Origin of the sequence: Enterobacter cloacae complex sp. SHL009, assembly GCF_049237205.1 — a bacterium.
GTDB lineage: Bacteria > Pseudomonadota > Gammaproteobacteria > Enterobacterales > Enterobacteriaceae > Enterobacter > Enterobacter cloacae_M.
This window is the reverse complement of record NZ_JBMKIW010000001.1, coordinates 603,197-628,470: the sequence shown is the minus strand read 5'-3', so window position 1 is coordinate 628,470 and position 25,274 is coordinate 603,197. Positions and strand designations below refer to the sequence as shown.

27 protein-coding genes and 2 tRNA genes are annotated in these 25,274 nt (G+C 56.3%); 16 read left to right on the top strand and 13 right to left on the bottom strand.

Features of this window, described 5'->3' with window-relative positions; genetic code table 11:
* Positions 1–35: 35 nt before the first annotated feature.
* Together punC and cfa are read left to right on the top strand one after the other, a co-directional pair.
* Positions 36–1,226, top strand: coding sequence for a purine nucleoside transporter PunC (punC, locus tag ACOTZC_RS03125; protein WP_045401390.1), 1,191 nt, complete (start codon positions 36–38; stop codon positions 1,224–1,226).
* 298 nt (positions 1,227–1,524) lie between these two features.
* Positions 1,525–2,673, top strand: coding sequence for a cyclopropane fatty acyl phospholipid synthase (cfa, locus tag ACOTZC_RS03120; protein WP_045353815.1), 1,149 nt, complete (start codon positions 1,525–1,527; stop codon positions 2,671–2,673).
* A gap of 31 nt (positions 2,674–2,704) precedes the next feature.
* On the opposite strand, the gene ACOTZC_RS03115 is transcribed toward cfa, so the two are convergent.
* Positions 2,705–3,349 (bottom strand): riboflavin synthase, encoded by a 645-nt coding sequence (locus ACOTZC_RS03115; RefSeq protein WP_023311347.1) that lies wholly within the window; start codon positions 3,347–3,349, stop codon positions 2,705–2,707.
* 225 nt (positions 3,350–3,574) lie between these two features.
* Here ACOTZC_RS03115 and mdtK point away from each other — a divergent pair, with 225 nt between their 5' ends.
* From mdtK to ACOTZC_RS03095, 4 genes are all read left to right on the top strand, one after another.
* The gene (gene mdtK, locus ACOTZC_RS03110; RefSeq protein WP_045401396.1) at positions 3,575–4,948 is read left to right on the top strand and encodes an MdtK family multidrug efflux MATE transporter; all 1,374 of its coding nucleotides are present in this window, start codon (positions 3,575–3,577) and stop codon (positions 4,946–4,948) included.
* Positions 4,949–5,101: 153 nt separating this feature from the next.
* A tRNA-Val gene (locus ACOTZC_RS03105) sits at positions 5,102–5,178 on the top strand.
* A 4-nt stretch (positions 5,179–5,182) separates the two neighbouring features.
* Positions 5,183–5,259: transfer RNA gene (locus ACOTZC_RS03100), tRNA-Val, on the top strand.
* Positions 5,260–5,378: 119 nt separating this feature from the next.
* The gene (locus tag ACOTZC_RS03095) at positions 5,379–6,974 is read left to right on the top strand and encodes an FAD-NAD(P)-binding protein (RefSeq protein WP_047174421.1); all 1,596 of its coding nucleotides are present in this window, start codon (positions 5,379–5,381) and stop codon (positions 6,972–6,974) included.
* Between the two features lie 28 nt (positions 6,975–7,002).
* Here ACOTZC_RS03095 and ACOTZC_RS03090 read toward each other — a convergent pair whose 3' ends face one another.
* Together ACOTZC_RS03090 and ACOTZC_RS03085 are read right to left on the bottom strand one after the other, a co-directional pair.
* Entirely contained in the window at positions 7,003–7,638 is a 636-nt protein-coding gene (locus tag ACOTZC_RS03090; RefSeq protein ID WP_023311344.1) for a carbonic anhydrase, read from the bottom strand.
* 72 nt (positions 7,639–7,710) lie between these two features.
* Positions 7,711–8,493, bottom strand: a complete 783-nt coding sequence (locus ACOTZC_RS03085; RefSeq protein WP_045401400.1) for an MBL fold metallo-hydrolase — start codon at positions 8,491–8,493, stop codon at positions 7,711–7,713.
* A gap of 125 nt (positions 8,494–8,618) precedes the next feature.
* On the opposite strand from ACOTZC_RS03085, the gene ACOTZC_RS03080 reads away from it, so the two are divergent.
* Complete coding sequence (locus tag ACOTZC_RS03080; RefSeq protein WP_003857665.1) at positions 8,619–8,759, top strand: hypothetical protein; 141 nt, start codon at positions 8,619–8,621, stop codon at positions 8,757–8,759.
* 92 nt (positions 8,760–8,851) lie between these two features.
* Here ACOTZC_RS03080 and ACOTZC_RS03075 read toward each other — a convergent pair whose 3' ends face one another.
* Entirely contained in the window at positions 8,852–9,019 is a 168-nt protein-coding gene (locus ACOTZC_RS03075; RefSeq protein WP_014831607.1) for a hypothetical protein, read from the bottom strand.
* A gap of 245 nt (positions 9,020–9,264) precedes the next feature.
* Here ACOTZC_RS03075 and ACOTZC_RS03070 point away from each other — a divergent pair, with 245 nt between their 5' ends.
* The 4 genes from ACOTZC_RS03070 to ACOTZC_RS03055 are packed head-to-tail and all read left to right on the top strand — an operon-like array spanning position 9,265 to position 12,359.
* Positions 9,265–10,095: an ABC transporter substrate-binding protein gene (locus tag ACOTZC_RS03070; RefSeq protein ID WP_163354096.1), complete on the top strand. Its 831-nt coding sequence runs from the start codon at positions 9,265–9,267 to the stop codon at positions 10,093–10,095.
* 2 nt (positions 10,096–10,097) lie between these two features.
* The gene (locus tag ACOTZC_RS03065; RefSeq protein WP_045401402.1) at positions 10,098–10,913 is read left to right on the top strand and encodes an amino acid ABC transporter ATP-binding protein; all 816 of its coding nucleotides are present in this window, start codon (positions 10,098–10,100) and stop codon (positions 10,911–10,913) included.
* Positions 10,913–11,689 carry an amino acid ABC transporter permease gene (locus tag ACOTZC_RS03060; RefSeq protein ID WP_047174424.1) on the top strand — a complete coding sequence of 259 codons (777 nt, stop codon included), beginning with the start codon at positions 10,913–10,915 and terminating at the stop codon, positions 11,687–11,689. The genes ACOTZC_RS03065 and ACOTZC_RS03060 overlap by 1 nt, the downstream gene beginning before the upstream one ends.
* Positions 11,673–12,359, top strand: a complete 687-nt coding sequence (locus tag ACOTZC_RS03055; protein ID WP_045401407.1) for an amino acid ABC transporter permease — start codon at positions 11,673–11,675, stop codon at positions 12,357–12,359. Before ACOTZC_RS03060 ends, ACOTZC_RS03055 begins: the two co-directional genes overlap by 17 nt.
* On the opposite strand, the gene fumD is transcribed toward ACOTZC_RS03055, so the two are convergent.
* The 4 genes from fumD to ACOTZC_RS03035 form a co-directional block, all read right to left on the bottom strand.
* A complete protein-coding gene (gene fumD / locus ACOTZC_RS03050; protein ID WP_045401410.1) occupies positions 12,340–12,549 on the bottom strand; it encodes a fumarate hydratase FumD in 210 nt (69 codons plus the stop codon). The genes ACOTZC_RS03055 and fumD overlap by 20 nt on opposite strands.
* A gap of 110 nt (positions 12,550–12,659) precedes the next feature.
* On the bottom strand, positions 12,660–13,472 hold the full coding sequence (locus tag ACOTZC_RS03045; RefSeq protein ID WP_045401416.1) for a MetQ/NlpA family ABC transporter substrate-binding protein: 813 nt from the start codon (positions 13,470–13,472) through the stop codon (positions 12,660–12,662).
* Between the two features lie 27 nt (positions 13,473–13,499).
* The gene (locus ACOTZC_RS03040; protein ID WP_008500617.1) at positions 13,500–14,168 is read right to left on the bottom strand and encodes a methionine ABC transporter permease; all 669 of its coding nucleotides are present in this window, start codon (positions 14,166–14,168) and stop codon (positions 13,500–13,502) included.
* On the bottom strand, positions 14,161–15,183 hold the full coding sequence (locus ACOTZC_RS03035; RefSeq protein ID WP_248195681.1) for a methionine ABC transporter ATP-binding protein: 1,023 nt from the start codon (positions 15,181–15,183) through the stop codon (positions 14,161–14,163). The genes ACOTZC_RS03040 and ACOTZC_RS03035 overlap by 8 nt, the downstream gene beginning before the upstream one ends.
* A gap of 400 nt (positions 15,184–15,583) precedes the next feature.
* Between ACOTZC_RS03035 and ACOTZC_RS03030 the strand changes: the two genes are divergently transcribed.
* The 5 genes from ACOTZC_RS03030 (at position 15,584) to lpp (ending at position 20,456) form a co-directional block, all read left to right on the top strand.
* Positions 15,584–16,954: a pyridoxal-phosphate dependent enzyme gene (locus tag ACOTZC_RS03030; protein ID WP_064791043.1), complete on the top strand. Its 1,371-nt coding sequence runs from the start codon at positions 15,584–15,586 to the stop codon at positions 16,952–16,954.
* An 11-nt stretch (positions 16,955–16,965) separates the two neighbouring features.
* The gene (locus ACOTZC_RS03025; RefSeq protein ID WP_045401427.1) at positions 16,966–18,111 is read left to right on the top strand and encodes a trans-sulfuration enzyme family protein; all 1,146 of its coding nucleotides are present in this window, start codon (positions 16,966–16,968) and stop codon (positions 18,109–18,111) included.
* Between the two features lie 73 nt (positions 18,112–18,184).
* Positions 18,185–18,481, top strand: coding sequence for a hypothetical protein (locus ACOTZC_RS03020; protein WP_418921897.1), 297 nt, complete (start codon positions 18,185–18,187; stop codon positions 18,479–18,481).
* 7 nt (positions 18,482–18,488) lie between these two features.
* Complete coding sequence (gene pykF / locus ACOTZC_RS03015; RefSeq protein WP_322407992.1) at positions 18,489–19,910, top strand: pyruvate kinase PykF; 1,422 nt, start codon at positions 18,489–18,491, stop codon at positions 19,908–19,910.
* Between the two features lie 309 nt (positions 19,911–20,219).
* Entirely contained in the window at positions 20,220–20,456 is a 237-nt protein-coding gene (gene lpp / locus ACOTZC_RS03010) for a murein lipoprotein Lpp (RefSeq protein WP_001082307.1), read from the top strand.
* A 60-nt stretch (positions 20,457–20,516) separates the two neighbouring features.
* On the opposite strand, the gene ldtE is transcribed toward lpp, so the two are convergent.
* The 5 genes from ldtE to sufC all read right to left on the bottom strand — a co-directional run bounded on the left by ldtE (position 20,517) and on the right by sufC (position 25,267).
* Entirely contained in the window at positions 20,517–21,530 is a 1,014-nt protein-coding gene (ldtE, locus tag ACOTZC_RS03005) for a L,D-transpeptidase LdtE (RefSeq protein ID WP_421635578.1), read from the bottom strand.
* A 96-nt stretch (positions 21,531–21,626) separates the two neighbouring features.
* The gene (gene sufE, locus ACOTZC_RS03000; RefSeq protein WP_023311331.1) at positions 21,627–22,043 is read right to left on the bottom strand and encodes a cysteine desulfuration protein SufE; all 417 of its coding nucleotides are present in this window, start codon (positions 22,041–22,043) and stop codon (positions 21,627–21,629) included.
* Between the two features lie 14 nt (positions 22,044–22,057).
* Positions 22,058–23,278, bottom strand: coding sequence for a cysteine desulfurase SufS (gene sufS, locus ACOTZC_RS02995; RefSeq protein WP_248190720.1), 1,221 nt, complete (start codon positions 23,276–23,278; stop codon positions 22,058–22,060).
* A complete protein-coding gene (sufD, locus tag ACOTZC_RS02990; protein ID WP_248190718.1) occupies positions 23,275–24,546 on the bottom strand; it encodes a Fe-S cluster assembly protein SufD in 1,272 nt (423 codons plus the stop codon). The genes sufS and sufD overlap by 4 nt, the downstream gene beginning before the upstream one ends.
* Positions 24,521–25,267, bottom strand: coding sequence for a Fe-S cluster assembly ATPase SufC (gene sufC, locus ACOTZC_RS02985; protein ID WP_014831592.1), 747 nt, complete (start codon positions 25,265–25,267; stop codon positions 24,521–24,523). The genes sufD and sufC overlap by 26 nt, the downstream gene beginning before the upstream one ends.
* Positions 25,268–25,274: the final 7 nt, after the last annotated feature.

Sequence of the window (25,274 nt, the reverse complement as noted above, 5' to 3'; positions counted from 1 at the left end):
CCAATGTATACCTGCCTCCTCAGGAGAATAAAACAGTGCAACCCAGGAACGGTTTTTTAGTCTGGCTCGGCGGCTTGAGCGTGCTGGGCTTTTTGGCCACCGATATGTACCTGCCGGCGTTTGCCGCCATGCAGGAAGATTTACAAACGCCTGCTGCCGCCATCAGCGCCAGCCTGAGTTTATTCCTCGCCGGCTTTGCCTTCGCTCAGCTGCTCTGGGGACCGCTCTCGGATCGCTTTGGTCGTAAACCGGTACTGTTGCTGGGCCTGGCCATTTTTGCGGTAGGCTGCCTGGGAATGTTATGGGTACGCGATGCCACCTGGCTGCTGGTGCTGCGGTTTATTCAGGCCGTGGGCGTCTGTGCCGCGGCCGTGACCTGGCAGGCGCTGGTCACCGACTATTACCCGGCTAACCGCACAAACCGTATTTTCGCCACCATTATGCCGCTGGTGGGTCTCTCACCTGCCCTCGCTCCCCTGCTGGGCAGCTGGATCCTCGCGCATTTCGACTGGCAGGCCATTTTCGCCACGCTGTTTGCCATTACTCTGGTACTGATGCTGCCGGCGTTCGCCCTCAAGCCCGCGCATAAAAAAGAAGCGCATACTGACGCGAAGCCGATTACCTTTACTTCCCTGCTCAGCGCCAAAGCGTATCGCGGGAATGTCCTGATCTATGCCGCCTGCTCGGCAAGCTTCTTCGCGTGGCTGACCGGCTCGCCGTTTATTCTGCACGATATGGGCTATAGCCCGGCGGCCATTGGCCTGAGCTACGTTCCGCAGACCATCGCGTTCCTGGTGGGCGGGTACGGCTGTCGCGCGGCGCTGCAAAAATGGGAAGGCCAGCAGATGCTGCCGTGGCTGCTGGTGCTCTATGCGCTGAGCGTTATCGGGACCTGGGCCGTTGGCTTTATTCCGGGCGCGGGTCTGGCCGAAATATTGATTCCATTCTGCGTGATGGCCATCGCCAACGGGGCGATCTACCCTATCGTTGTAGCCCAGGCACTGCGTCCGTTCCCGCAGGCGACAGGCCGCGCGGCTGCGCTGCAGAACACCCTGCAGCTGGGGCTGTGCTTCCTGGCAAGCCTGGTGGTCTCCGCGCTGATTGCCACGCCGCTGCTGACGACAACCAGCGTGATGCTGGCTACCGTTGCGCTGGCCGTCATAGGCTATCGCATGCAGGCTTCCGCGCAGGGTGAGAGCACGCAGGTAGAAACCTCGCATGCCTAATCGCGCCAGAAACTATGTTAATTTTCAGTGATTAGGTTGCTAAGAATTTTCTGTTGAATCACCAAATTTTGAGGCCTATACTAAATTTGGTTCGATTAAATACGATAAATATTAAGTGTTAACGGGAGCCGGAGTGCTCCCGTTTTACCATGGAAGGCATTTCGGCAAGGGTTATCTCCCTTCCTCTGTTCTACGTCGGATATTAGCCTCGCGGTATTTACCGTGAGATTTCTCACAAACCAAAAAAAGCGTCTACGCTGTTTTAAGGTTCTGATCACAGTAGGGTGATGGAGAAGCTATGAGTTCATCGTGTATAGAAGAAGTCAGCGTTCCGGACGACAACTGGTCCCGGATCGTCAGTGAACTGTTAGGTCGAGCAGGCATCACTATCAATGGATCATCGCCATCCGATCCTCAGGTTAAACATCCCGACTTTTTTAAACGCGTGCTGCGAGAGGGATCGTTAGGCCTGGGAGAAAGCTATATGGACGGCTGGTGGGAGTGCGAACGTCTGGACACCTTTTTTGCCAGCGTGCTGCGTGCCGGTCTTGAAAATCAACTCCCTCGCAATCTGAAAGACACTTTGCGTGTCGCCTCAGCCCGACTGTTTAATCTGCAAAGTAAAAAACGCGCGTGGATCGTCGGCAAAGAACACTACGATCTGGGCAACGACCTGTTCAGCCGTATGCTGGACCCTTTCATGCAATACTCCTGCGCCTACTGGAAAGACGCGTCGACGCTTGAAGAGGCCCAGCAGGCCAAGCTGCGTCTGATCAGCGAAAAGCTGCAGCTACAGCCCGGCATGCGCGTGCTGGATATCGGCTGCGGCTGGGGCGGGCTGGCGTATTTTATGGCGAAACACTATGGCGTCAGCGTGGTCGGCGTGACGATCTCAGCGGAACAGCAAAAAATGGCGCGGGAGCGCTGTGAGGGTCTTGACGTGGATATCCGGCTGCAGGATTACCGTGACCTGAACGAGCAGTTTGACCGGATCGTCTCCGTCGGCATGTTCGAGCACGTAGGGCCGAAAAACTACGCTACCTATTTTGAGGTGGTGGATCGGAATCTGAAACCGGACGGCATCTTCCTGCTGCACACCATCGGCTCTAAGCGAACCGACAATAACGTCGACCCGTGGATCAACAAATACATCTTTCCGAATGGCTGTTTGCCTTCCGTCCGCCAGATTGCCAACGCCAGTGAACCCCATTTCGTGATGGAAGACTGGCATAACTTTGGCGCGGATTACGACACCACGTTGATGGCATGGCATGCGCGTTTTCAGGAGACCTGGCCTGAGATTGCGGACAACTATTCTGAACGATTCAGGCGGATGTTTAGCTATTATCTGAATGCCTGCGCGGGGGCGTTTCGCGCACGGGATATTCAGCTCTGGCAGGTGGTATTCAGCCGTGGGATTGAACACGGACTACGTGTCGCACGCTAAAAAAATAACCCCGGATGCCCGGGGTTATTTTTTATTCTTCTTCTGCGGCGGTCTTTATTATTGCCGCTTCTTTTGCTGCCAGCACGCGCTCAACCGTATCCACCACCGCCTGGGTTTGCGGATCGATTTCAATATTCACGCGGTGCCCCAGTTTTTTGGCACCCAGCGTGGTGCGCTGCAGCGTTTCAGGAATTAAATGCACGCAAAAACGCGTTGGCGTTACTTCACCCACCGTCAGGCTAATCCCATCGATGCCAATAAATCCTTTATAGAGGATGTATTTCATTAATGAAGGATCCTGCATTTTAAACCAGATTTGACGGTTATTTTCCGAGGTCACGATTTTTGCCACTTCGGCGGTGGTCATGATGTGCCCGGACATCAGGTGGCCGCCAATCTCATCGCTAAACTTCGCCGCCCGCTCAACGTTAACGGTATCACCTACCGCCAGTTCGCCCAGGTTGGTGATGCGCAGCGTCTCTTTCATTAAATCAAAGCTAATCTGGTTGCCGTTAATTTCGGTAACGGTCAGGCAGCAGCCGTTGTGAGCAATCGACGCGCCGGTTTCAATACCCTCAAGCATATATTCCGGCAGCTCAACAACATGAGTACGGAAATTAGGTTTTTCATCAATGGACACCACTTTGGCGGTGCCCTGCACAATACCAGTAAACATGCTTACAACTCCTGTTTTTTCCGGACGGTGGTGACACCGTTTAATCCCACCACAATAACAGTTGGAAAAAGAGGTTGCCAGCGGAGCGCATTTTCTGGCGATTTTTTCACTAGATAAATAGCTAAAGCCCGCTACAATAGCTGGCACCCCCCTGCATTTTCTTCTTGCTGCCCGTTTCGGCGGCTTTTTTAGTCTCTCAAATAACTACAAAATAAAGGTGTTCACGTGCAGAAGTACATGAATGAAGCGCGCCAGCTATTGGCACTGGCTATACCAGTGATCGTCGCGCAAGTGGCCCAGACCGCAATGGGATTTGTGGATACGGTAATGGCAGGTGGCTACAGCGCCACCGATATGGCGGCCGTGGCTATCGGCACGTCAATCTGGCTTCCGGCCATCCTGTTCGGCCACGGTCTGCTGCTCGCGCTCACGCCGGTTATCGCTCAGCTCAATGGCTCGGGTCGTCGCGAGCGCATTGCCCATCAGGTTCGTCAGGGTTTCTGGCTGGCAGGGTTTGTTTCCCTGCTGATCATGGTCGTGCTCTGGAACGCGGGCCACATCATTCGCGCTATGCATAACATTGACCCGGCACTGGCTGATAAAGCCGTGGGCTATCTGCGCGCCCTGCTCTGGGGTGCGCCCGGCTACCTCTTTTTCCAGGTGGCGCGTAACCAGTGTGAGGGCCTGGCGAAAACCAAGCCCGGGATGGTGATGGGCTTTATCGGCCTGCTGGTCAACATTCCGGTGAACTATGTCTTTATTTACGGTCATTTCGGGATGCCGGAGCTCGGCGGCGTCGGGTGCGGCGTGGCGACGGCAGCCGTTTACTGGGTGATGTTCTTCTCCATGATCGCCTTTGTAAAACGCGCCCGCTCCATGCGCGACATTCGTAACGAGAAAAGATTTAGCACGCCGGACTGGAACATCATGACGCGTCTGGTGCAGTTAGGGTTACCGATCGCCCTCGCCCTGTTCTTTGAGGTGACCCTGTTTGCCGTGGTTGCCCTGCTGGTCTCCCCGCTGGGCATTGTGAACGTGGCCGGGCACCAGATTGCGCTGAACTTCAGCTCCCTGATGTTCGTCCTACCGATGTCGCTGGCGGCGGCGGTGACGATTCGCGTCGGCTTCCGCCTGGGCCAGGGCTCAACGCTGGATGCGCAAACGGCCGCCCGGACCGGGCTGGGCGTCGGCGTCTGCATGGCTGTCTGTACGGCGCTCTTTACCGTTGCATTACGCGAGCAGATTGCCCTGCTCTATAACGACAACCCGGAAGTGGTCACGCTGGCATCGCACCTGATGCTGCTGGCCGCGATTTACCAGATCTCTGACTCCATCCAGGTGATTGGCAGCGGCGTGCTGCGTGGATATAAAGACACGCGCTCCATCTTCTTTATCACCTTCATCGCCTACTGGGTGCTGGGTCTGCCGTGTGGCTATATTCTGGCCCTGACGGACTTAGTGGTTGAGCGCATGGGGCCGGCAGGGTTCTGGATGGGCTTTATCATCGGCCTGACGTCGGCGGCGATTATGATGATGATGCGAATGCGCTTCCTGCAGCGCCAGCCATCAACGATCATTTTGCAACGCGCTGCCCGTTAAATACGCAGTAGCCGCCACCCGGCGGCTACTTTCTCTTCACTTTGCGCGGTAATACAGCAATCGCGTGAAATCAGAGAGAAAATTGCATTTTCCCTCTTGCCACCTCGGTGCTGTGCCGCTAATATTCGTCCCCGTTGTCACCGACAACACGTTGCGTTCATAGCTCAGTTGGTTAGAGCACCACCTTGACATGGTGGGGGTCGTTGGTTCGAGTCCAATTGAACGCACCATTCTGCGTCCGTAGCTCAGTTGGTTAGAGCACCACCTTGACATGGTGGGGGTCGGTGGTTCGAGTCCACTCGGACGCACCATTTCAGTCCTGAAATGGTGCAAATCCTCTTCTGATATCCTGAATTATCCTAATCCCTTATTTTCATCATTATTCTCCTGCTACGCTTTTCTTATGGAAAAAAACACAGGAAACGTGTTGATGAAGAAGATCGCGATTATCGGCTCCGGCCCCACAGGGATTTACACCTTTTATCACCTCCTCAAGAACAGCACGCCGCTCTCCGTTTCCGTTTTCGAACAATCCGAAGACGCTGGCGTGGGTATGCCCTATAACGACGACGATAATTCCCGGCTAATGCTGGCGAACATTGCGAGCATTGAAATCCCGCCCATTTTTATCACCTACCTCGACTGGCTCAAGGAACAGAGTGACGCCCATATTGCGCGCTTTAAGGTTGATAAAACCCGCCTGCATGACCGGCAGTTCCTGCCGCGGCTTCTGCTGGGTCAATATTTCCGCGACAGCTTTCTTTCCATCGTAAAAGAGGCAAAAAGGCTGGGATTCAACGTTGATGTCCATGAATCTGCGAAGGTCACAGACATCATTCCCGCGACAACCGGCGTTACGCTTTCCGTCAACGGCAGCGTCTTGCCTGAACAATTCGACCTTGCGGTTATCGCCACCGGCCACGTCTGGCCAGACGAGGACGAATCCACGCGCACGTTCTTCCCAAGCCCGTGGTCCGGTCTGATGGACGCCAGTATCCCTCCCTGCCGCGTCGGTATCATGGGGACATCGTTAAGCGGTCTCGACGCGGCCATGGCGGTGGTGATGCAGCACGGTGAATTTCGTGATGATAAATTCGTGCTGGATAAAGGCAGCGACGCGTTGAAGATTGTCCTGATGTCCCGAACGGGTATTCTGCCGGAAGCCGATTTTTACTGCCCTATTCCTTACGAACCGCTGTCGGTATTGACCGAAGGCGCGGCTGAAAGCGAGATTGCCCAAGGATCGGATGGCCTGCTCGACCGTATATTTACCCTGATGGTCAAAGAGCTTCAGCTGGCTGACCCGACGTGGTGTGAGAAAATATCCCTGCATAAGCAGAATGCGGACAGCATTCGTGAGGCCTGGTTTGAGGATCGTAAACGGCACGGCCCCTTTACCTGGGCAGAGGAGAATCTCAACGAGGTTGAGCGGAACAAACGCGAGCGGCGCACCGTAGCCTGGCGCTATACCGTGCTTCGGCTGCATGAGGTGGTTCAGGAGATTGTTCCCCACCTCAACGAACGGGACAGAGAGCGCTTTAAGCAAGGCCTCGCCCGCGTATTCATCGACAACTATGCGGCCATCCCTCCGCAGTCTATCCGCAGGCTGCTCGCGCTTCGCGAAGCCGGCATCATTAGCGTGGCGACGCTCGGCGACGATTACGCGCTGGATATTGGCAGCGATCGAACGGTAATCACTACACAAGAGACCGTTTACCGTTTCGACGTGTTTATTGATGCGCGCGGGCAGAAGCCGCTCAAAACGAAGGATCTGCCCTTTCCGACGCTGCGCAAACAGCTGGAAGCCACGGGCGAAGAGATACCGGACGTCGGTGAGGATTACACCTTAAATGCGCCTGACGCCGTTCGCGGGCGCATTGCCTTCGGCGCGATACCGTGGCTGATGCACGATCGTCCCTTCGTTCAGGGGCTGGCTGAGTGTGCAGAGATTGCGGAAGCAATGGCGAAGGCGGCGGAAAAACCCGCGTCTCGATCGCGGCGCAGATTACCGTATATCGAGAACTGACAGGGCTTCCATGCCCTGCTGTCGCGGATTACTCGAAGAAGACTTCCGGATTTTCAGACAGCGAAACGAAGGTTTTCGTCGCTTTATCCAGGGCAAGAATTTTGCCGCTTTCAATGTCGTACACCCAGCCGTGCAGTCGGATGGAGTTATTACGCAGGCCCACCGCGACGGACGGGTGGGTCTTAATGTTGCTCAGCTGCGCAAACACGTTCTCCTGCACCATCGCATTGACCTTATCGATCGGCTTATCCCAGGTTTTCTTCTCAACCACGGCTTTCGCCGCGTCTGAATAGCGCAGCCAGTGTGACACAGCAGGCATCGGCTCCAGGTTCGCGTTATCGGCAATCGCCTTCATCGCGCCACAGTTGGAGTGACCGCAAATCACGATATCCGTGACGCCCAGCGCCACCACGGCATATTCGATAGTGGCGGACACGCCGCCAGGCTCCGGCCCGAAAGGCGGTACGATGTTGCCAGCATTACGAATGACAAAGAGTTGTCCTGGCTCTTGCTGGGTGACCAGTTCCGGGACCAGACGGCTGTCGGAGCATGAGATGAACAGCGCTTTGGGATTCTGGCTGGACGCTAAACTGCGGAAGAGTTCTTTACGTTGCGGGAAAATCTCTTTTTGAAAGCTGAGAAAACCTTCAATGATATGTTGCATAGCAATGTCTCTTTTATCTGTTTTAGTTTAGGCATGATCGAGATCACACTCGTAAAGTTTACCCATCGTGGTTTACTTCAGACAAGCAATATATTTCTGGCCCGACCGCTGCACAATCTCGTCCGCACTGGCCTGGATGTTCTGCCCTTCAAACGCGCCGTAAAGACGTTCAAAGGTTTTGCCTTCGAGATGACTCACCACCGACGCCACGGTGCGGGCCGGCAGCGGAAGATAATTCGGATAGCTCCACATAAACGAGACGGCGTCTTTACCCGGCGTGACCTGCAGAATATCGCCCACCAGCAATACCCCGCCCCCCTCCTGCCAGTGCAGCACCGTTCCACCGGTAAAATGCCCTCCCAGACGCAGCAGGGTGACCGACGGGAAAATATCCAGCGCATCCCCCTCCCAGAAATGAATGGCCGGGCTGTCGCGCATGACCCACTCTTTGTCGCTGGCGTGCAGATACACCGGCGCATCAAACGCCGCAGCCCACTCCAGCATGGTGGTGTAATAGTGCGGATGTGAAATAGCAATCGCGCTGATGCCGCCGAGGGCGGTAACGAGCGCTTTGGTTGCGGGGTCGAGGTTGGCGATGCAGTCCCAGAGGATATTCCCGTGGGGCGTTTGCAGGAACAGCGCCCGCTGGTTTATCGCAAACGCGGGCACCGTTTTGATCCCAAACAGCCGCGGCTCCAGCTGCTGCCATTTATTGCTATGCGTGGCGGTGACGGTGTCGAGATCGGTCCATGCCTGGCCCGTGGCGGGCACGTACTGGCGTTCATCCTCGCAAATTGGGCATCTGTCCGGGCGGGCATCGTAGGCGGTTCCGCAGGTTTTACAGAGTGTAATCATGTGCTCTCCTCAGCGATAAAGCACTGAGTATGGCAGGGATTATCCTTATGTGCTGCGAGGTACATTGCTGGCTTTTTTTGCCCTATACTGTGCCAGTATCAAAAACTGAACAGAGCAGGTGCCACATGGAAATTGATCTCGATAACTTAGTCTTTAACGGTCTGGATGAAGCCGAAGAGCGTAATGCGGAACGTCTGGACGATGCAGACAAAAAAGCACAAGCGATTGTCGCCGACGACGACTGCGGCGACGCCTGCAAGATCTAATAAAAAAGCACCGGGAAGCCGGTGCTTTTTTATTTCACTCGTTACACGTCACGCACACCTCGTTCCAGTACGTTTCGCGCGTGCGGCGCAGTTCAGCGTGACGTTTTATCATGGAACCACTCCGGGTCAATGTTGGCGACGTCGACGCCATACAGGCTGGCGACAGGCAGTATTGACTCAAGAACACGTTGCGCGCTGTTCTCCGCATTCACTGGTCGGGTCGCAAAAAACCGCCGTAACGTGCTGATCCATTTTTTCATCGTCTTACCCTCTCTCGCCGTGTCTGATCTCAGTTAAGCACTCAAATGCCGCGCGGGGGAAATACCAAAATCCACTGTCGATGTGCAGGATTTGCAAATAGCCTCCCGTTCTTTTCACTCTTCATTAACACCTTGTTCACTAATGCTTTTTTGCTCATAGCAAAGAACGATTTCTTATTTGGCGATAGCTTTCGCTTATGGGAGCGTAGAGGGGTAAAACAAAAACAACGAGATGGCGAATGACTATGGCAGCAAACATGAAAGGGTTTACAAAACGGACACTGGTTCTGGGATTACTGGCGTCGGGCAGCCTGCTTTCAGCGCAGGCACAGGCCGATCAGCTGGCGGATATTAAGGCCGCAGGGGTGGTGAAAGTGGCCACGTTTGACGCCAACCCGCCGTTTGGCTCTATTGATGCCAAAACGCACGAGATCGTCGGTTATGACGTGGACTTCGCCAAAGCGCTGGCAAAATCGCTCGGCGTGAAGCTTGAACTGGTTGCCACCAATCCGGCTAACCGTATTCCGCTGCTGCAGTCCGGAAAAGCCGATCTGATCGTGGCGGATATCACTATCACCGCGGAACGCGCGCAGGTGATTGATTTCTCGACGCCTTACTTTGTCACCGGCCAGCAGTTCCTCGTGCCGGCTAAATCACCGGACAAGCTTGATGACTATAGCCGGGCGCGTATTGGCGCGGTCAAAGGAACGACGGGCGAGCAGGCGCTTCACCAGCGTTTCCCGCAGTCACGCGTGCTCTCTTATGACGATATTCCGCTGGCGCTGACGGCACTGCGCAACGGTAACGTACAGGCCATCACCCAGGACAGCACCATTCTGGCCGGTCTGCTGGCGCAGGCGCCGGATAAAGCGAACTTTAAAATCCTGCCCGACCTGCTCAGCAAAGAAGAGATTGGCGTTGGGGTGAAAAAAGGCGAAACGGCGCTGCTGAAGGCCGTTAACGACGAGCTGGTTAACCTCGAGAAGAACGGTCAGGCAGCAAAAATCTACGATGTCTGGTTTGGCCCAAACACGCCTTCCCCACAGCCTCGCGCCTTTAAAATAGAAGCCAGATAATTATGCTCTCAGGTTTATTTTCACACTCCGCGGCCGGTGCCGCGGATTTTTCACATCTGGAACAGGCCAGCGTCGAGTTTCGTCACGTGGACAAACGCTACGGTGACCATCAGGTTTTAAACGACATTAACCTCACCATCACGCCCGGTGAAGTGGTCGCCATCCTCGGCCCTTCAGGTTCCGGTAAATCCACCCTGATCCGTCTCATCAACCAGCTTGAAACCCTGAGCGGCGGAGAGATTCTGGTCGACAACAAGCCTACCGCAAAGCTCTCCGGTACCGGGCTGCGCCAGCTGCGCAGCCGCGTGGGGTTTGTGTTCCAGCAGTTCAATCTTTACGCCCACCTCACCGCCAGCCAGAACATCACCCTGGCGCTGGAGCAGGTTCACGGCTGGAAGCCGCAGCCTGCCCGGGAGCGCGCGCTGGCCCTGCTGGAGAAGGTCGGGATGCTGGAAAAAGCCCACCATTTCCCGGCAGAACTTTCCGGTGGACAGCAGCAGCGCGTCGCGATTGCCCGCGCCCTGGCCTCCTCACCGCAAATCATTCTGTTCGATGAACCCACCTCCGCGCTGGATCCGGAGATGATTGGTGAAGTGCTGTACGTGATGAAAGCCCTCGCCCACAGCGGGATCACGATGATCGTGGTGACCCACGAGATGCAGTTTGCCCGGGAAATTGCCGACCGGATTGTCTTTATCGACGGCGGGCAAATTCTGGAAACCGCGCCGCCGGCGCAGTTTTTCAGCCAGCCGTCGCATCCGCGCGCGCAGCGGTTCCTGCAGAAGGTGCTCAACCCGCTGCATCAGGAGCATCTGTAATGCCCGCGCTCGACTGGCAGGGGGTACTGACCGGACAGCCTCTGCAGTGGATACTCTCCGGATTCCTCACCACCCTGTGGATCACGCTTGCCGGGATGCTGCTGGCCAGCCTGCTCGCACTGTTTTTTATGCTCCTGCGCCTTTCCGGCGGACGCCCCGGGAACGCGGTCGTCAGCAGTTGGGTGTCGCTGTTTCGCAATACGCCGCTGCTGGTGCAACTGCTGTTCTGGTATTTTGCCGCCTGGAACGGGCTACCGCAGGCGTTCCGCGACGCGGTGAACGCGGATCACAGCTGGTCAATTCTGCCTGGTAACGTCTGGTGGTTTACGCCCGAATTTTTATGTTCTGCCTGGGGGTTGGGCGTCTTTACCTCGGCGTTTTTAATCGAAGAGGTGGAATCGGGCTTACGTTCCGTGCCTGCCGGACAGCGGGAGGCGGCGCTCGCGCAGGGATTCTCCGCGTGGCGTCTGTTTCGTTACATCCTTCTGCCGCAGGGGCTGGCCAACGCCTGGCAGCCCGTTGTGGGGCAGTATCTTAATCTGATGAAGCTCTCCTCGCTCGCCAGCGGGATTGGCTTCGCCGAGCTGACCTATCAGGTCAGGCAGATCGAGAGCTATAACGCGCACGCGCTGGAGGCGTTTACCCTCGGAACCGCGCTCTATCTGCTGACCGGCCTGGTCATGGGGATGGTGCTGGTTCGCATCGGACCTGACGCGAAACGTAAACGCCCAGGCGCCGCCGCCACTCGGAGTGAAAAACATGATTGCCGGACTTAACGTCATCACCGATAACCTCGACTATCTGCTGTGGGGACGCGCGGCAACGGGTGAACCGGGGGGAGTATTGCTGTCGTTAATGATGGCTGCCGGGGCCGCCGTTATCGCTCTGCCCGGAGGGATAGTGCTCGCATGTCTGGCCTGGCGCTTTACCGGGCTCGTGCGAAAGGTCCTCTTTTTATGGGCAGAGCTGATTCGCGGTATCCCGCTCATCTTCGTAATTTTCTGGATGTGGTATCTTCTGCCGCTTATGACCGGGGGCGATCTGCCGGGAGCGTTGACCGTCACGCTGGCCCTGGCCTGGTTTACCGCGGCAACCGTAATGCACTCGGTACTGGCCGGGCTTAACGCGCTACCGTCCGGGCAGTACGAGGCCGCACTGTCACAGGGATTCAGCACGCAGCAAACACTCCTGCGCGTGCTGCTGCCGCAGGCGCTGAGGAATATTCTGCCGTCGCTGGTGGGGATTTTTATCAGCCTGCTGAAGGATACGTCGCTGGCGTTTATCGTGAACGTACCGGAGCTGACCACGGTGGCGGGACAGGTCAACAACCGGGTGCAAATCTACCCGGCAGCCATTTTTATCTTTACGGGCGTGGTCTACTACCTGCTCTGCTGCTCGCTCGAACAGCTTGCGAAACGCTGGCGCATTACCCGGCCAGCGCTTTAACCACCGTTTCCATCGCTTCGGTTGTCAGTTCACTGCGTTTCACGCGCTGGTTCGCCAGCGCGGTACGCAGGACTCCGGCAATGACAATATGCTTTGGCTCCTGCCCTAAATCACGCATCTCAAGCACCACCTTTCCGACCACCCGGCACATCTCCTGGTACAACGCATCATCTTTGGTCACGTTACCCATCGTCATCACTCCATTGCCTGTTAAACGTTGAGCTTAAATGATTCTCCTGCCGGATACAAAAAAGAAGCCCGGCGAGAGACTCGCCGGGCTTCATCTGTAAAATCAGTAATTTAGTTGTTTACTGGGATGACCGCGCCTTTGTACCTGGTGCGGATCCAGTCCTGAATCTCTTTCGAGTGCAGCACGTTCACCAGCGCAACGATATCTTTCTTCTTCTCGTCGCCGCGATGCACGGTAATGATGTTGGCGTACGGGTTGTTTTCACCGCTCTCTACCGCAATCGGGTCGTGAACCGGATCCAGACCCGCGTCAATCGCGTAGTTGGCGTTAATCACCACCGCATCGCCTTCGTTGTTGTTGTACATCTGCGGCAGCAGAGACGCTTCCACGTTCGGCGTGAACTTCAGCTTTTTCGGGTTCTCAACGATGTCGCTGATGCGCGCGGTCACTTTATCGATGCCCGGCTTCAGCTTGATCACGCCCTCTTTCTCGAAGATGGAGAGAATACGCCCCTCTTCAGAAACCGCGTCACGCATGATGATCTTGCCACCTTCCGGCAGGTCTTTCAGCGACTTGTATTTTTTGGAGTAGATGCCGATTGGCTCAATGTGGATCGCGCCCGCACTGACAAAATCGTAGTCCTTATCGCCCGCATGATCCTTCAGCACGCTGTTCAGGTAAGGAATGTGCTGGAAATAGTTCGCGTCGATGTCATGACCCGCCAGCGCGGTGTTCGGCAGAATGTAGTCCTGGAACGGTTTGATCTCCAGGTCAATACCCTGCTTTGCCAGAATTGGCTTTGCCTGCTCCAGAATTTCGGCGTGCGGCGTGTTGGATGCGCCCACGGTCAGGGTGTCAGCCCAGGACGCGAAGCTCAGGGCGCTCAGGGTTGCGGCGGCGATCAGTGTCAGTGTTTTTTTCATGATGTGGTTCCTGTGTGTTATTAGAGATTATCTTTTATCTAACAGTGAAGTAATGACATCGCCGCAGAACTGGATAATGAAAACGATGATCAGTATGGTCACCGTTGCCACCAGCGTGACGTCACCATGGTTGCGCTGGAATCCTTCCAGATAAGCCAGATTTCCCAAACCGCCGGCGCCAATCACCCCCGCCATTGCGCTGTAGCTCACCAGCGCAATGAGCGTCACCGTAATACCCGATACCAGTGCGGGTGATGATTCCGGCAGTAAAACCCGAAACACTAACGTGCTCAGTCGTGCGCCCATCGAGCGCGTTGCTTCGATGACGCCTTTATCCACTTCACGCAGGGCGATTTCCACCAGGCGTGCGTAGAACGGTGCCGCGCCCACAATCAGCGCCGGCAGCGCCGCGTTGGCGCCAAGAATGGTGCCGACGACGGTCTTGGTGAACGGGATCAGCAGGACAATCAAAATGATGAACGGAATGGAGCGGAACACGTTCACCACAATCGAAATCACGCTGTAAACCGTGCGGTTGTGGAACAATCCGCCGCGCGCGGTTAAAAACAGCGCCAGCCCCAGCACGATGCCCAGCACAAAGGTCGCCACGCCGGACAGCGCGGTCATGTACAGCGTCTCCAGCGTCGCCGCCCAGAGCTGATCCCACTTCAGATGCGGAAAGAGATTCTCAGCCATGTTTAATCACCTCGCCTTCAATATCGCTGTGCTTCAGGTCGGCGAGGATATTGTTCAGTTGTTCATCGGATGCCACCACGTGCACCCAGAGCTGGCCAAACACGCCGTGGGCGGTTTGCGTCATTTTCCCGTGCAGGATGTTAAACGGCAGGCCGTAGCGCAGGGTCAGTTCACCCACAATCGGCTTATGGGTGCTGTGCCCGGTAAAGGTCAGCCTGATGACCGTGCCTTCCAGATCGTTTGCCAGTTCGGTATTGAAGGTTTCTTCCTCAGCGTACTGGCTTACCTGACGGACAAACTGCTGCGTAATCGGCTGCTGCGGATGGGTAAAGACGCTCAGCACGTCGCCCTCTTCCACGACTTTACCGTTCTCCATCACCGCCACGCGGTCGCAGATTTTGCGCACCACGTGCATCTCGTGGGTGATCAGCACGATGGTCAGCCTGAAGCGGCGGTTAATATCCAGCAGCAAATCGAGGATCTGGTCGGTGGTCTGCGGGTCGAGCGCGGACGTGGCTTCATCGCAGAGCAGCACGTCAGGGCTGTTAGCCAAAGCACGCGCAATGCCCACGCGCTGCTTTTGCCCGCCGCTCAGCTGGGACGGGTACGCATTCTCGCGCCCCTTCAGCCCTACCAACTCCACCAGTTCCGTGACGCGAGCGGTGACTTTTGCTTTAGGTACTCCGGCTATCTGCATGGAAAAAGCAATGTTTTCGCTTACCGTGCGCGACCACAGCAGGTTGAAGTGCTGGAACACCATGCTGATTTTCAGGCGCGCCTGGCGCAGCGCTTCGCCCTTTGCCGCAGAGATATCCTGCCCGTTAATGGTCACGCTTCCGGCGCTGGGTTTTTCCAGGCCGTTTAGCAGACGAATCAGCGTGCTTTTCCCGGCTCCGCTGTAGCCGATAATCCCGTAAATCTGTCCCTGCTCTATCGTCAAATTGACGTTATCAACGGCAGTCAGCGCGACCTTTCCGTTGTCAAAAACCTTCGAAATATTCCTGAGTACGATCATTCTTATTCTTTATCCGTTTCGCGCATGGCTGTTTAGCAGTATGGATGTCCAAACGATAGTAAACAGGCGTTATCAGCTTTTAAATGAACAAAAAAGAATGTGTTATAACTTTCGGCAATAAACAGCGGATTTACCGGGTGGGAAGCATTTAGACCAATTTCAGCAATGATTATCTGCCGGATGCATATCCGCTGGCGGACGGGCGCAAAAAACGGTCATTTTTGCAGCATTTCATCCCGATATAGCCTTCCTCACATCCAGACAACTTTACGTCTTGCTGTCCTGCCATCCAGAAATGGCATTTATATTCCTTTCTGTTCTAAACGGCAGTGAATGGTTCTTTATTGAGAAAATTTCACCGCCCTATCATCCCGTCATGACATCCAGAAAGGAAAACATCATGACGATTTATCACTCCGTCACCGAACTGATTGGTCGTACCCCGCTGATACAGCTGCATAAGCTTGATACCGGTCCCTGCTCGCTGTTCCTGAAGCTGGAAAACCAAAATCCGGGCGGGTCGATTAAGGATCGCGTTGCGCTGTCGATGATTAACGAAGCGGAGCGTACCGGCCAGCTGCAGCCGGGCGGCACGATTATTGAGGCGACGGCGGGGAATACCGGTCTCGGCCTGGCCCTGATTGCCGCCCAGAAAGGCTACTCGCTGATCCTGGTGGTGCCGGACAAAATGAGCCGCGAGAAGATTTTCCACCTGCGCGCGCTGGGTGCCCAGGTGGTGCTGACCCGCTCCGACGTCAACAAGGGCCATCCCGCCTATTACCAGGATTACGCCCAGCGCCTGGCCAACGAGCTGCCCGGCGCGTTTTACATCGACCAGTTCAATAACGAGGCCAACCCGCTGGCGCACCGCACCACCACGGCACCGGAACTGTACGAGCAGCTTGACGGCCAGATCGACGCCATCGTGGTGGGCGTCGGCTCAGGCGGTACGCTGGGCGGCCTGCAGGCGTGGTTCGCCGAGCACTCTCCGCACACGGAGTTTGTCCTGGCTGACCCGGCCGGTTCCGTTCTGGCCGACCAGGTGGAAACCGGACGCTATCACGACGCGGGCTCCTGGCTGGTTGAAGGTATTGGCGAAGACTTTATTCCGCCGCTGGCCCACATTGAAGGGGTGAATCGCGCCTGGCGCATCACCGACCGAGAGGCCTTCACCACCGCGCGCGACCTGCTGAAAACGGAAGGCATTCTGGCTGGCTCTTCCAGCGGCACGCTGCTGGCGGCCGCGCTGAAATATTGCCAGGCGCAGACCGCGCCGAAACGCGTGGTGACCTTCGCCTGCGACAGCGGCAATAAGTATCTCTCGAAGATGTTCAACGACGACTGGATGCGTCAGCAAGGGCTCATCACGCGCCCTCAGGCCGGCGATCTCTCTGACTACATCGCCCTGCGCCACGATGAAGGCGCCACCGTTACCGCCGCCCCGGACGACACGCTTTCCACCGTACTGGCACGCATGCGCCTGTATGACATCTCCCAGCTGCCGGTGCTGGAGAACGGCAAGGTGGTGGGTATTATCGACGAGTGGGATCTTCTGCGGCATATCGGCGGCGACGGCGATCGCTTCGCGCTTCCGGTGACGGCAGCCATGACGCGCCAGGTGGAGTTTCTTGATAAACACGCCCCGGAAAGCGCCCTGAACGCCATCTTCGACCGCGGTCTGGTGGCCGTGATTAATGACAACGACCGTTTTCTCGGTCTGATTACGCGCAGCGACGTTCTGACCGCCTGGCGCAACCGTCTTCAGCAATAAAGGAATCGATGATGAAAAACCTGGCTACCCTGAGCGTACACAGCGGCGAGTTCAACGACCAGCACGGCGCCGTCATGCCGCCGATTTACGCCACCTCGACGTTTGCGCAACCGTCACCCGGCGAGCATACCGGCTATGAATATTCCCGTAGCGGCAACCCTACACGCCATGCGCTGGAAACCGCCATCGCCGAACTGGAAGGCGGCACGCGCGGCTACGCCTTCGCCTCCGGTCTGGCGGCCATCTCCACGGTGCTCGAACTGCTGGACAAAGACAGCCATATTGTCGCCATTGATGACGTTTACGGCGGGACGTACCGCCTGATTGAAAACGTGCGCAAGCGCAGCACCGGCCTGCAGGTCAGCTGGGTTAAACCGGACGACTTAGCCGGTCTCGAGGCCGCCATTCGCCCGGATACCCGCATGGTGTGGGTCGAAACGCCAACCAATCCGCTGCTGAAGCTGGCGGATCTGGCGGCCATTGCGGCGATCGCCCGCCGTCATAACGTCATCAGCGTGGCGGATAATACCTTCGCGTCGCCGGTGATCCACCGTCCGCTGGAGTCGGGTTTCGATATCGTGGTGCACTCCGCCACCAAATACCTGAACGGCCACTCTGACGTGGTGGCCGGGCTGGCGATTGTCGGGGACAACAGGGAACTGGCGGATAAGCTGGGCTATCTGCAAAACGCGGTAGGCGGCGTACTGGATCCGTTCAGCAGCTTCCTGACGCTGCGCGGTATTCGCACGCTTGCGTTGAGGGTAGAAAAGCACAGCACCAACGCGCTGGCGATTGCGCAATGGCTGGATCAGCACCCTCTGGTCGAAAAAGTGTTCTATCCCGGCCTGGAATCGCATCCGCAATATCAGCTTGCCCGCACGCAGATGGCCCTGCCCGGTGGGATGATTTCCGTCGTGGTAAAAGGCGATGCGCAACGCGCCACCGAGGTGATTCGCAACCTGAAGCTGTTCACCCTCGCGGAAAGCCTCGGCGGTGTGGAAAGTCTGGTGAGCCAGCCTTATAGCATGACGCACGCCTCGATTCCGCTGGAGCAACGCCTGGCAAACGGCATTGTGCCGCAGCTTATCCGTCTGTCAGTCGGGATTGAAGATCCGAAAGACCTGATTGCCGATCTCAGCCAGGCGCTGCAAAAATAAGCAAAACGCGGCAGGTCAATCACCTGCCGTCATAAGTTGTCATCATGGCTTAACGCCTTGATAACAATATTATGTGAAACTGCACAGATTATTTCTGAAACACCGTTTCCATTTTCCTTTTATCTTAAAATCAGCGTATAATGCGCGCCTAATCCCTGGTGAATGGTTTCAGCGCTTGGAATACAAAAAACAACGTACAACTTCTCCTCTCCTTCGTTGGGCTGTCACTCAGGCACACTTTCTTCTGCACGCTCATTTGATGTCTCCTATCCTTAGTGCGTGTCATATACTCTTTTGCAACACAGGTTTGACTCCGCGGCGGTGCGCCCCCGGAGCGAGATTTCCATATCCTTCCCAACTTAAAGACTAAGACTGTCATGAAAAAGACGAAAATTGTTTGTACTATCGGCCCGAAAACCGAATCTGAAGAGATGCTGACCAAAATGCTGGACGCCGGCATGAACGTGATGCGTCTGAACTTCTCCCACGGTGATTACGCAGAACACGGTCAGCGTATCCAGAACTTGCGCAACGTGATGAGCAAGACCGGTAAAAAAGCTGCCATCCTGCTGGACACCAAAGGTCCAGAAATCCGTACCATCAAACTGGAAGGCGGTAACGACGTCTCTCTGAAAGCGGGCCAGACCTTCACCTTCACCACCGACAAATCCGTTGTCGGCAACAGCGAAATCGTTGCAGTGACCTATGAAGGCTTCACCAACGACCTGTCCGTCGGTAACACCGTGCTGGTAGACGATGGTCTGATCGGTATGGAAGTCACCGCTATCGAAGGCAACAAGGTTATCTGTAAGGTGCTGAACAACGGCGACCTGGGCGAAAACAAAGGCGTTAACCTGCCGGGCGTTTCTATCGCGCTGCCTGCGCTGGCTGAAAAAGACAAACAGGACCTGATCTTCGGTTGCGAACAAGGCGTTGACTTTGTTGCGGCCTCCTTCATCCGTAAGCGCTCAGACGTGGTTGAAATCCGCGAGCACCTGAAAGCGCACGGCGGCGAGAAGATCCAGATCATCTCCAAAATTGAAAACCAGGAAGGCCTGAACAACTTCGACGAAATCCTCGAAGCGTCTGACGGCATTATGGTTGCTCGTGGCGACCTGGGCGTTGAAATCCCGGTTGAAGAAGTGATCTTCGCGCAGAAGATGATGATCGAGAAATGTGTACGCGCGCGTAAAGTGGTTATCACCGCAACGCAGATGCTGGACTCCATGATCAAAAACCCGCGCCCAACCCGCGCTGAAGCAGGCGACGTGGCAAACGCCATCCTCGACGGTACTGATGCGGTTATGCTGTCCGGCGAATCCGCGAAGGGTAAATACCCGCTGGAAGCGGTGACCATCATGGCTACCATCTGCGAACGTACCGACCGCGTAATGAAAAGCCGTCTGGACTACAACAACGACAGCCGCAAGCTGCGCATCACCGAAGCGGTTTGCCGCGGTGCAGTAGAAACGGCTGAGAAACTGGAAGCCCCACTGATCGTGGTTGCCACCCAGGGCGGTAAATCAGCTCGCGCGGTGCGTAAATACTTCCCGGATGCAATTATCCTGGCGCTGACCACCAACGAAACCACGGCTCGTCAGCTGGTGCTGAGCAAAGGCGTGATCCCTCACCTGGTGAAAGAGATCGCGTCTACGGATGATTTCTACCGTCTGGGTAAAGAAGTAGCTCTGGAGCTGGTGGATCGCGGTCTGGCACAGAAAGGTGACGTTGTGGTCATGGTTTCTGGCGCACTGGTACCAAGCGGCACAACCAATACCGCATCTGTTCACGTGCTGTAATAATTCCTGAACCAATTAATTTGGATAAAAAGCGCCCTCCGGGCGCTTTTTTTATTCCTCGTATTAGCCAAAGTCATTCAAATTGCAAATCGGGTTTCTCTATTTAATTGCGATTTATCTAAGATGAATCCGATGATAAATGCCTTTTTTTCCTTAGATTTTTGCCCGAAAAGGGCTGATTCGATGCTTCTTTGAGCGAACGATCAAAAATAGGTGTATTCCCATCAAAAAAATATTCTCAACCCAAAAAACTTTGTGTAATACTTGTAACGCTACATGGAGATTAACTCAATCTAGAGGGTATTAATAATGAATCGTACTAAACTGGTACTGGGCGCGGTAATCCTGGGTTCTACTCTGCTGGCTGGTTGCTCCAGCAACGCTAAAATCGATCAGCTGTCTTCTGACGTTCAGACTCTGAACGCTAAAGTTGACCAGCTGAGCAACGACGTGAACGCAATGCGTTCCGACGTTCAGGCTGCTAAAGACGACGCAGCTCGCGCTAACCAGCGTCTGGACAACCAGGCTACTAAATACCGTAAGTAATAGTACCTGTTAATAAAATGGCGCACATTGTGCGCCATTTTTTTTGCCTGAGTCAAACGGCTACTGCGTCACCTTCTCCCCTTCATCTTCCGCTACCGCAGCAGACACCCGGCTGTTCTGCACCGACAATACGCTATTGCTGGCTGACGGACCGCTTCCCGACGACACGATAACCGGGATGCCCGCACGACGTGCCAGGGCTTTCTCAATCAGCGCCTTATCGCTTCCCGCCTGAGAAACAAAAGTCGCAAAGTCCGCGGAATGGGCAATTGGCGAGACCTGCGGATTTTCCCCCTCAACCTGCGCCAGCGGACGGTGGACCTCAATATAGCGTTTACCATCCGGCTCCACGGAGAACTTCACGGGTTCATTGATAATCTGTACCCGCGTGCCAACCCGCACCTGTTCGAACAGCGCTTTGATATCCGGGGCGTTCATCCGCATACAGCCGGAGCTGACCCGCAGGCCCACGCTGTCCGGCGCGCTGGTGCCGTGGATGAGATATTCCCCGTTGCCCACGCCTAAACGCAGTGCAAAGCGCCCCAGCGGGTTGTTTGGCCCGGCAGGTACCACCGGAGGCAATTTAATGCCCTGCTCCAGAGAGCGTGCTCTGATGCCCGGCGTGGGTGTCCAGGTGGGATTCGGGATCTTCTGGCTCACCCGCGTGGTCGTCACCGGCGTTTCCAGCCCCAGCTGTCCGATGCCGAGCGGGAAGACCTGAACGATATTTTCTCCCGGCGGGAAGTAGTAGAGCCGAAGCTCTGCGAGATTCACCACAATCCCCTCGCGCGGCGTGTCCGGCAGCAGCATTTGCGACGGAATGGTAATGACGGTTCCCGGCGCAGGGTTTACCGGCGCAATGGTATTGTTCGTTTCCAGAATCACCTGCGCCGCGGTATTAAACCGGCGGGCGATGGTCTGCAGCTTATTATCCCCTTCCTGTATCGTGTAGGTTTGATTTTGCACAATCAGGCGACTGCCTGCGGGCGGCAACGGATAGTCCATCGCGCGGGCCGAATTAAGTGCGCCGAGCGAACTGAGGAGTAATAGAGTTATGAGAGACGCGCGCTTCATGCTGAGATTCCTTATTCACTGGCAGGACGCCAGAAAGCTGAAAAACCGCGAGGCGGGAACCACCTCGCGAAACAGAATGAATGCTGTTCTGTAAGTCTAGCTAAGGATTGCAGCTTTGGCGCGAATCGCGCGAATCATCGCTTCCAGTCCCTGGGAGCGTGACGGGGTGAGGTGTTGGGTCAGGGCCATTTTTTCAAACCACGGGCGGACGTCAAACGCAACAATATCCTGCGCCGACATCCGGTGGTAAAGAATAAAGACGACCGCAATAAGCCCTTTTACAATGGCCGCATCGCTGTCGCCGTGCAGTGCTATCGTGCCGTCGTCAGACTGCTCCATCACAATCCACACCTGGCTCTGACAGCCCTGAATACTGTTTTCCGGGTTATGCGCCTCTTCACCGAGCGGCGGCAGACGCTGCCCCAGCTCGATGATATAAAGGTACTTCTCTTCCCAGTTTGCGCAACGCCCAAAGTTGCGCAGCAATTTGTCTCTGTCCGGCAGTTCTGCCATCTTTTGCCTCTCCGTTAGCCCAGCAGCTGGTGAATGCGCTTAAGCCCCGCCACCAGCCTGTCGACCTCTTCCGTTGTGTTGTACATCACCAGCGACGCGCGGCACATTGCCGGCACCTGGTAAAACGCCATCAGCGGCATGGCGCAGTGGTGCCCGGTACGGACCGCCACGCCGTAGTTATCGAGGAAACTGCCCACGTCATAGGCGTGATGTTTCCCGAGATTAAACGCGATCACCCCTTGCCGGTCGGCAGGCCCGTAGAGGGTCAGATCCGGCACGCTGGCAAGCTCGGCAAGCGCATAGTGCATCAGCAGCTGTTCGTACTCCTGAATGCTATCAAGGCCGATTGCGGAGACGTAGGAAACCGCCGCCCCCAGCCCGATAATCCCGCCGGTGTTGGGCGTACCCGCCTCAAAACGCCACGGCGCGCGCGCGTAGGTGGTGCCTTCCGTCAGGCTGACTGTGGCGATCATCGAGCCGCCCCCTTCCCATGGCGGCATCGCCTGCAGAATGTCTTCCTTCACGTAGAGCACGCCGATCCCGGTCGGCCCATAGAGCTTGTGGCCTGAGAAGACGTAGAAATCGCAGTCCAGCGCCTGAACGTCAACCGCGTGGTGCATTACCGCCTGGGCGCCGTCAATCAGCACCTTCGCGCCGGCCTGATGGGCTTTTTCGACAATCTCTGCCACCGGGTTTTCAGTCCCGAGCACGTTAGAGACCTGGGTGACCGCCACCAGCCGCGTTTTATCGTCTAGCAGTGCATCGAGCTGCTCGAGCTGCAGCGTCCCATCGGCGTTCAGCGGGATCACCCGCAGCTGCGCGCCAACGCGCTCGCAGAGCATCTGCCACGGCACGATATTGGCGTGGTGCTCCATCTGGGTGATGATGATGTTATCCCCCGTGTGGACCTGCGCGTTGCCCCAGCTGTTAGCGACAAGGTTGATTCCTTCGGTGGTTCCGCGCACGAAGACCAGCTCCTCGGGCGATTTTGCATTGAGGAAGGCGGCAATTTGCGTGCGCACGTTTTCCATCCGCTGGGTCGCTTCGGCGCTCAGCGTATGGATCCCCCGATGCACGGCGGCATAGCCGTGGCGATAGAACTCGGCTTCCGCGTCCACCACCTGATTCGGCTTCTGCGCGCTGGCCGCGCTGTCCAGATAGGCCAACGGAAGACCGTTCACTTCACGGGTCAGAACCGGGAAATCTGCCCGCACTTTCTCGACGGGAAAACTCATGCTTCGCCTCCAGGCAGACGCTGACCGATACGCGCCAGCACCTGCTGTTTCAACTGACCATCGTTCAGCGCTTCCGTCAGTTCGGCGGCAAACGCATAGATAATCATTTTCTGCGCCGCCTGCTGGTCGATACCGCGGGAACGCAGGTAGAACATCTGCTCGTCGTCGATCCGCCCGACCGTCGCACCGTGGCTGCACTTCACGTCGTCGGCGTAGATCTCCAGCTGCGGTTTGGTGTCCACCTCCGCCAGGCGCCCTAACAGCAGATTGTTGTTGGTCATCTGCCCGTCGGTTTTAATGGCGTGCTGCGCCACGTTAATCAGGCCGTTAAACACCGCGCGACCTCTGTCACTCACGATAGTTTTGTGCAGCTGGCGGCTGTTGCAGTAGCCCTTGTTGTGCTCCAGCCAGGTGCGCGTGTCGCACACCTCTGATTTAACCGGCATCGCCAGACTGTTGATGCGCAGCGTGGTGTTCTCACCGTTAAGCTGCGTGCTGGTGTTGTGGCGCAGCACAGACCCGCCGAGCAGGAAGCTGTGGCTGTACGCTGCGGCATCCTGACCCAGCACAATGTCGTTATGGGCAAAGTGGTGGCTCTGCGCATTCTCAAACGCCAGCTTAACGTGGTGAAGCTGGGCATTGGCCGCCACATTCATCGTCAAACGCGAGCCGGTAAAATGGCGCGTCTCGTTGAGGCTGACGTAATGTTCAATCACCGTGGCCTCAGCCCCCTCCGCCAGCTCAAGATGGTGGCGATAGTGCGCGGTGTTGATTTCGTCGCCGTCCAGCCCCTGGGTGATGTGCATCAGCAGCAGCGGCTTTGCCGGACGCTGGTTACGCTTCACGCCGATATGCGTCACGCTGCGGGCCAGGCTCTCGGTCAGGTGCAGGAAAACCTCAGGCTGAACCGGGGCGCTCAGGGGCTGGCGATCGTCGTTTATCACAATCTCAAATCCGCTCCCCTGAAGGGCGTCGCTCAGTTCCGGACGGAACTCACCGTCGACAAAAACCAGGCGCACGGCATCCACGTTTACGGCCAGCGCGTCACGCTGCGCCGGGGTGAGATCCGCCAGACGGGTCACAAACTCGGCGTTCAGCAGGCCATCAAGCGGGGTGTATTTCCAGTTCTCGTGCTTACGCGTCGGCAGGCCGAGACGCAGCATCTGCTGCAGATGCTGCTGCGCCTGCTCGGAGCGCGTGCCGCCCTGGGCTTCAAACAGCCGGTGCCACTGCTGGAGCGCATTACTGCTGTTCGGTAAGCCAGCCATAACCCTGCTCCTCCAGTTGTTTAACCAGCGTGAAATCTCCGGATTTCACAATACGCCCCTGGTAAAGCACATGGACGTAATCCGGCTTGATGTAGTCCAGAATGCGCTGGTAGTGGGTGACGATAATGAACGAACGCTTGCCGTCGCGCAGGGAGTTCACCCCGTCAGCGACAATCTTCAGGGCGTCGATGTCCAGACCAGAGTCGGTCTCATCCAGAATGCACAGTTCGGGCTCCAGAACGGCCATCTGCAGGATGTCGTTACGCTTTTTCTCGCCGCCGGAAAAACCGACGTTCACCGAGCGGGTGAGCAAATCTTCCGGCATTTTCAGCAGCTTGATTTTCTCTTCCATTAAATCCTGGAAGTCGAAGCGGTCGAGCGCCTCCAGGCCGCGATACTTGCGTACCGCATTCAGCGCCGTCTGCAGGAAGAACTGGTTGCTGACGCCCGGAATTTCGACCGGGTACTGGAAGGCCATAAAGATGCCCTCTCCCGCGCGGTCTTCCGGCGACATCTCCAGAAGATCTTTGCCGTTGAACTCGACCGAGCCGTGGGTCACCTCATAATCTTCGCGCCCCGCCAGCGTCGCGGAAAGCGTACTTTTCCCGGAACCGTTCGGCCCCATGATAGCGTGGACTTCCCCCGGCTTAACGTCAAAATTGAGGCCACGCAGGATGGCTTTGTCTTCTACGCTGACCTGTAAATCTTTAATGCTTAACATGTGCTTT

What these genes read in the sequence shown, in the direction of transcription:
- cfa (WP_045353815.1), top strand. Translation starts at nt 1,525, where the DNA reads ATGAGTTCATCGTGTATAGAAGAAGTCAGCGTTCCGGACGACAACTGG.
- sufC (WP_014831592.1), bottom strand. Translation starts at nt 25,267, where the DNA reads ATGTTAAGCATTAAAGATTTACAGGTCAGCGTAGAAGACAAAGCCATC.
- ACOTZC_RS03080 (WP_003857665.1), top strand. Translation starts at nt 8,619, where the DNA reads ATGGAAATTGATCTCGATAACTTAGTCTTTAACGGTCTGGATGAAGCC.
- ACOTZC_RS03060 (WP_047174424.1), top strand. Translation starts at nt 10,913, where the DNA reads ATGCCCGCGCTCGACTGGCAGGGGGTACTGACCGGACAGCCTCTGCAG.
- ACOTZC_RS03090 (WP_023311344.1), bottom strand. Translation starts at nt 7,638, where the DNA reads ATGCAACATATCATTGAAGGTTTTCTCAGCTTTCAAAAAGAGATTTTC.
- ACOTZC_RS03115 (WP_023311347.1), bottom strand. Translation starts at nt 3,349, where the DNA reads ATGTTTACTGGTATTGTGCAGGGCACCGCCAAAGTGGTGTCCATTGAT.
- ACOTZC_RS03070 (WP_163354096.1), top strand. Translation starts at nt 9,265, where the DNA reads ATGGCAGCAAACATGAAAGGGTTTACAAAACGGACACTGGTTCTGGGA.
- sufS (WP_248190720.1), bottom strand. Translation starts at nt 23,278, where the DNA reads ATGAGTTTTCCCGTCGAGAAAGTGCGGGCAGATTTCCCGGTTCTGACC.
- ACOTZC_RS03040 (WP_008500617.1), bottom strand. Translation starts at nt 14,168, where the DNA reads ATGGCTGAGAATCTCTTTCCGCATCTGAAGTGGGATCAGCTCTGGGCG.
- sufD (WP_248190718.1), bottom strand. Translation starts at nt 24,546, where the DNA reads ATGGCTGGCTTACCGAACAGCAGTAATGCGCTCCAGCAGTGGCACCGG.
- ldtE (WP_421635578.1), bottom strand. Translation starts at nt 21,530, where the DNA reads ATGAAGCGCGCGTCTCTCATAACTCTATTACTCCTCAGTTCGCTCGGC.
- ACOTZC_RS03055 (WP_045401407.1), top strand. Translation starts at nt 11,673, where the DNA reads ATGATTGCCGGACTTAACGTCATCACCGATAACCTCGACTATCTGCTG.
- ACOTZC_RS03035 (WP_248195681.1), bottom strand. Translation starts at nt 15,183, where the DNA reads ATGATCGTACTCAGGAATATTTCGAAGGTTTTTGACAACGGAAAGGTC.
- sufE (WP_023311331.1), bottom strand. Translation starts at nt 22,043, where the DNA reads ATGGCAGAACTGCCGGACAGAGACAAATTGCTGCGCAACTTTGGGCGT.
- ACOTZC_RS03065 (WP_045401402.1), top strand. Translation starts at nt 10,098, where the DNA reads ATGCTCTCAGGTTTATTTTCACACTCCGCGGCCGGTGCCGCGGATTTT.
- ACOTZC_RS03045 (WP_045401416.1), bottom strand. Translation starts at nt 13,472, where the DNA reads ATGAAAAAAACACTGACACTGATCGCCGCCGCAACCCTGAGCGCCCTG.
- pykF (WP_322407992.1), top strand. Translation starts at nt 18,489, where the DNA reads ATGAAAAAGACGAAAATTGTTTGTACTATCGGCCCGAAAACCGAATCT.
- ACOTZC_RS03030 (WP_064791043.1), top strand. Translation starts at nt 15,584, where the DNA reads ATGACGATTTATCACTCCGTCACCGAACTGATTGGTCGTACCCCGCTG.
- ACOTZC_RS03095 (WP_047174421.1), top strand. Translation starts at nt 5,379, where the DNA reads ATGAAGAAGATCGCGATTATCGGCTCCGGCCCCACAGGGATTTACACC.
- ACOTZC_RS03025 (WP_045401427.1), top strand. Translation starts at nt 16,966, where the DNA reads ATGAAAAACCTGGCTACCCTGAGCGTACACAGCGGCGAGTTCAACGAC.
- ACOTZC_RS03085 (WP_045401400.1), bottom strand. Translation starts at nt 8,493, where the DNA reads ATGATTACACTCTGTAAAACCTGCGGAACCGCCTACGATGCCCGCCCG.
- lpp (WP_001082307.1), top strand. Translation starts at nt 20,220, where the DNA reads ATGAATCGTACTAAACTGGTACTGGGCGCGGTAATCCTGGGTTCTACT.
- fumD (WP_045401410.1), bottom strand. Translation starts at nt 12,549, where the DNA reads ATGGGTAACGTGACCAAAGATGATGCGTTGTACCAGGAGATGTGCCGG.
- ACOTZC_RS03075 (WP_014831607.1), bottom strand. Translation starts at nt 9,019, where the DNA reads ATGAAAAAATGGATCAGCACGTTACGGCGGTTTTTTGCGACCCGACCA.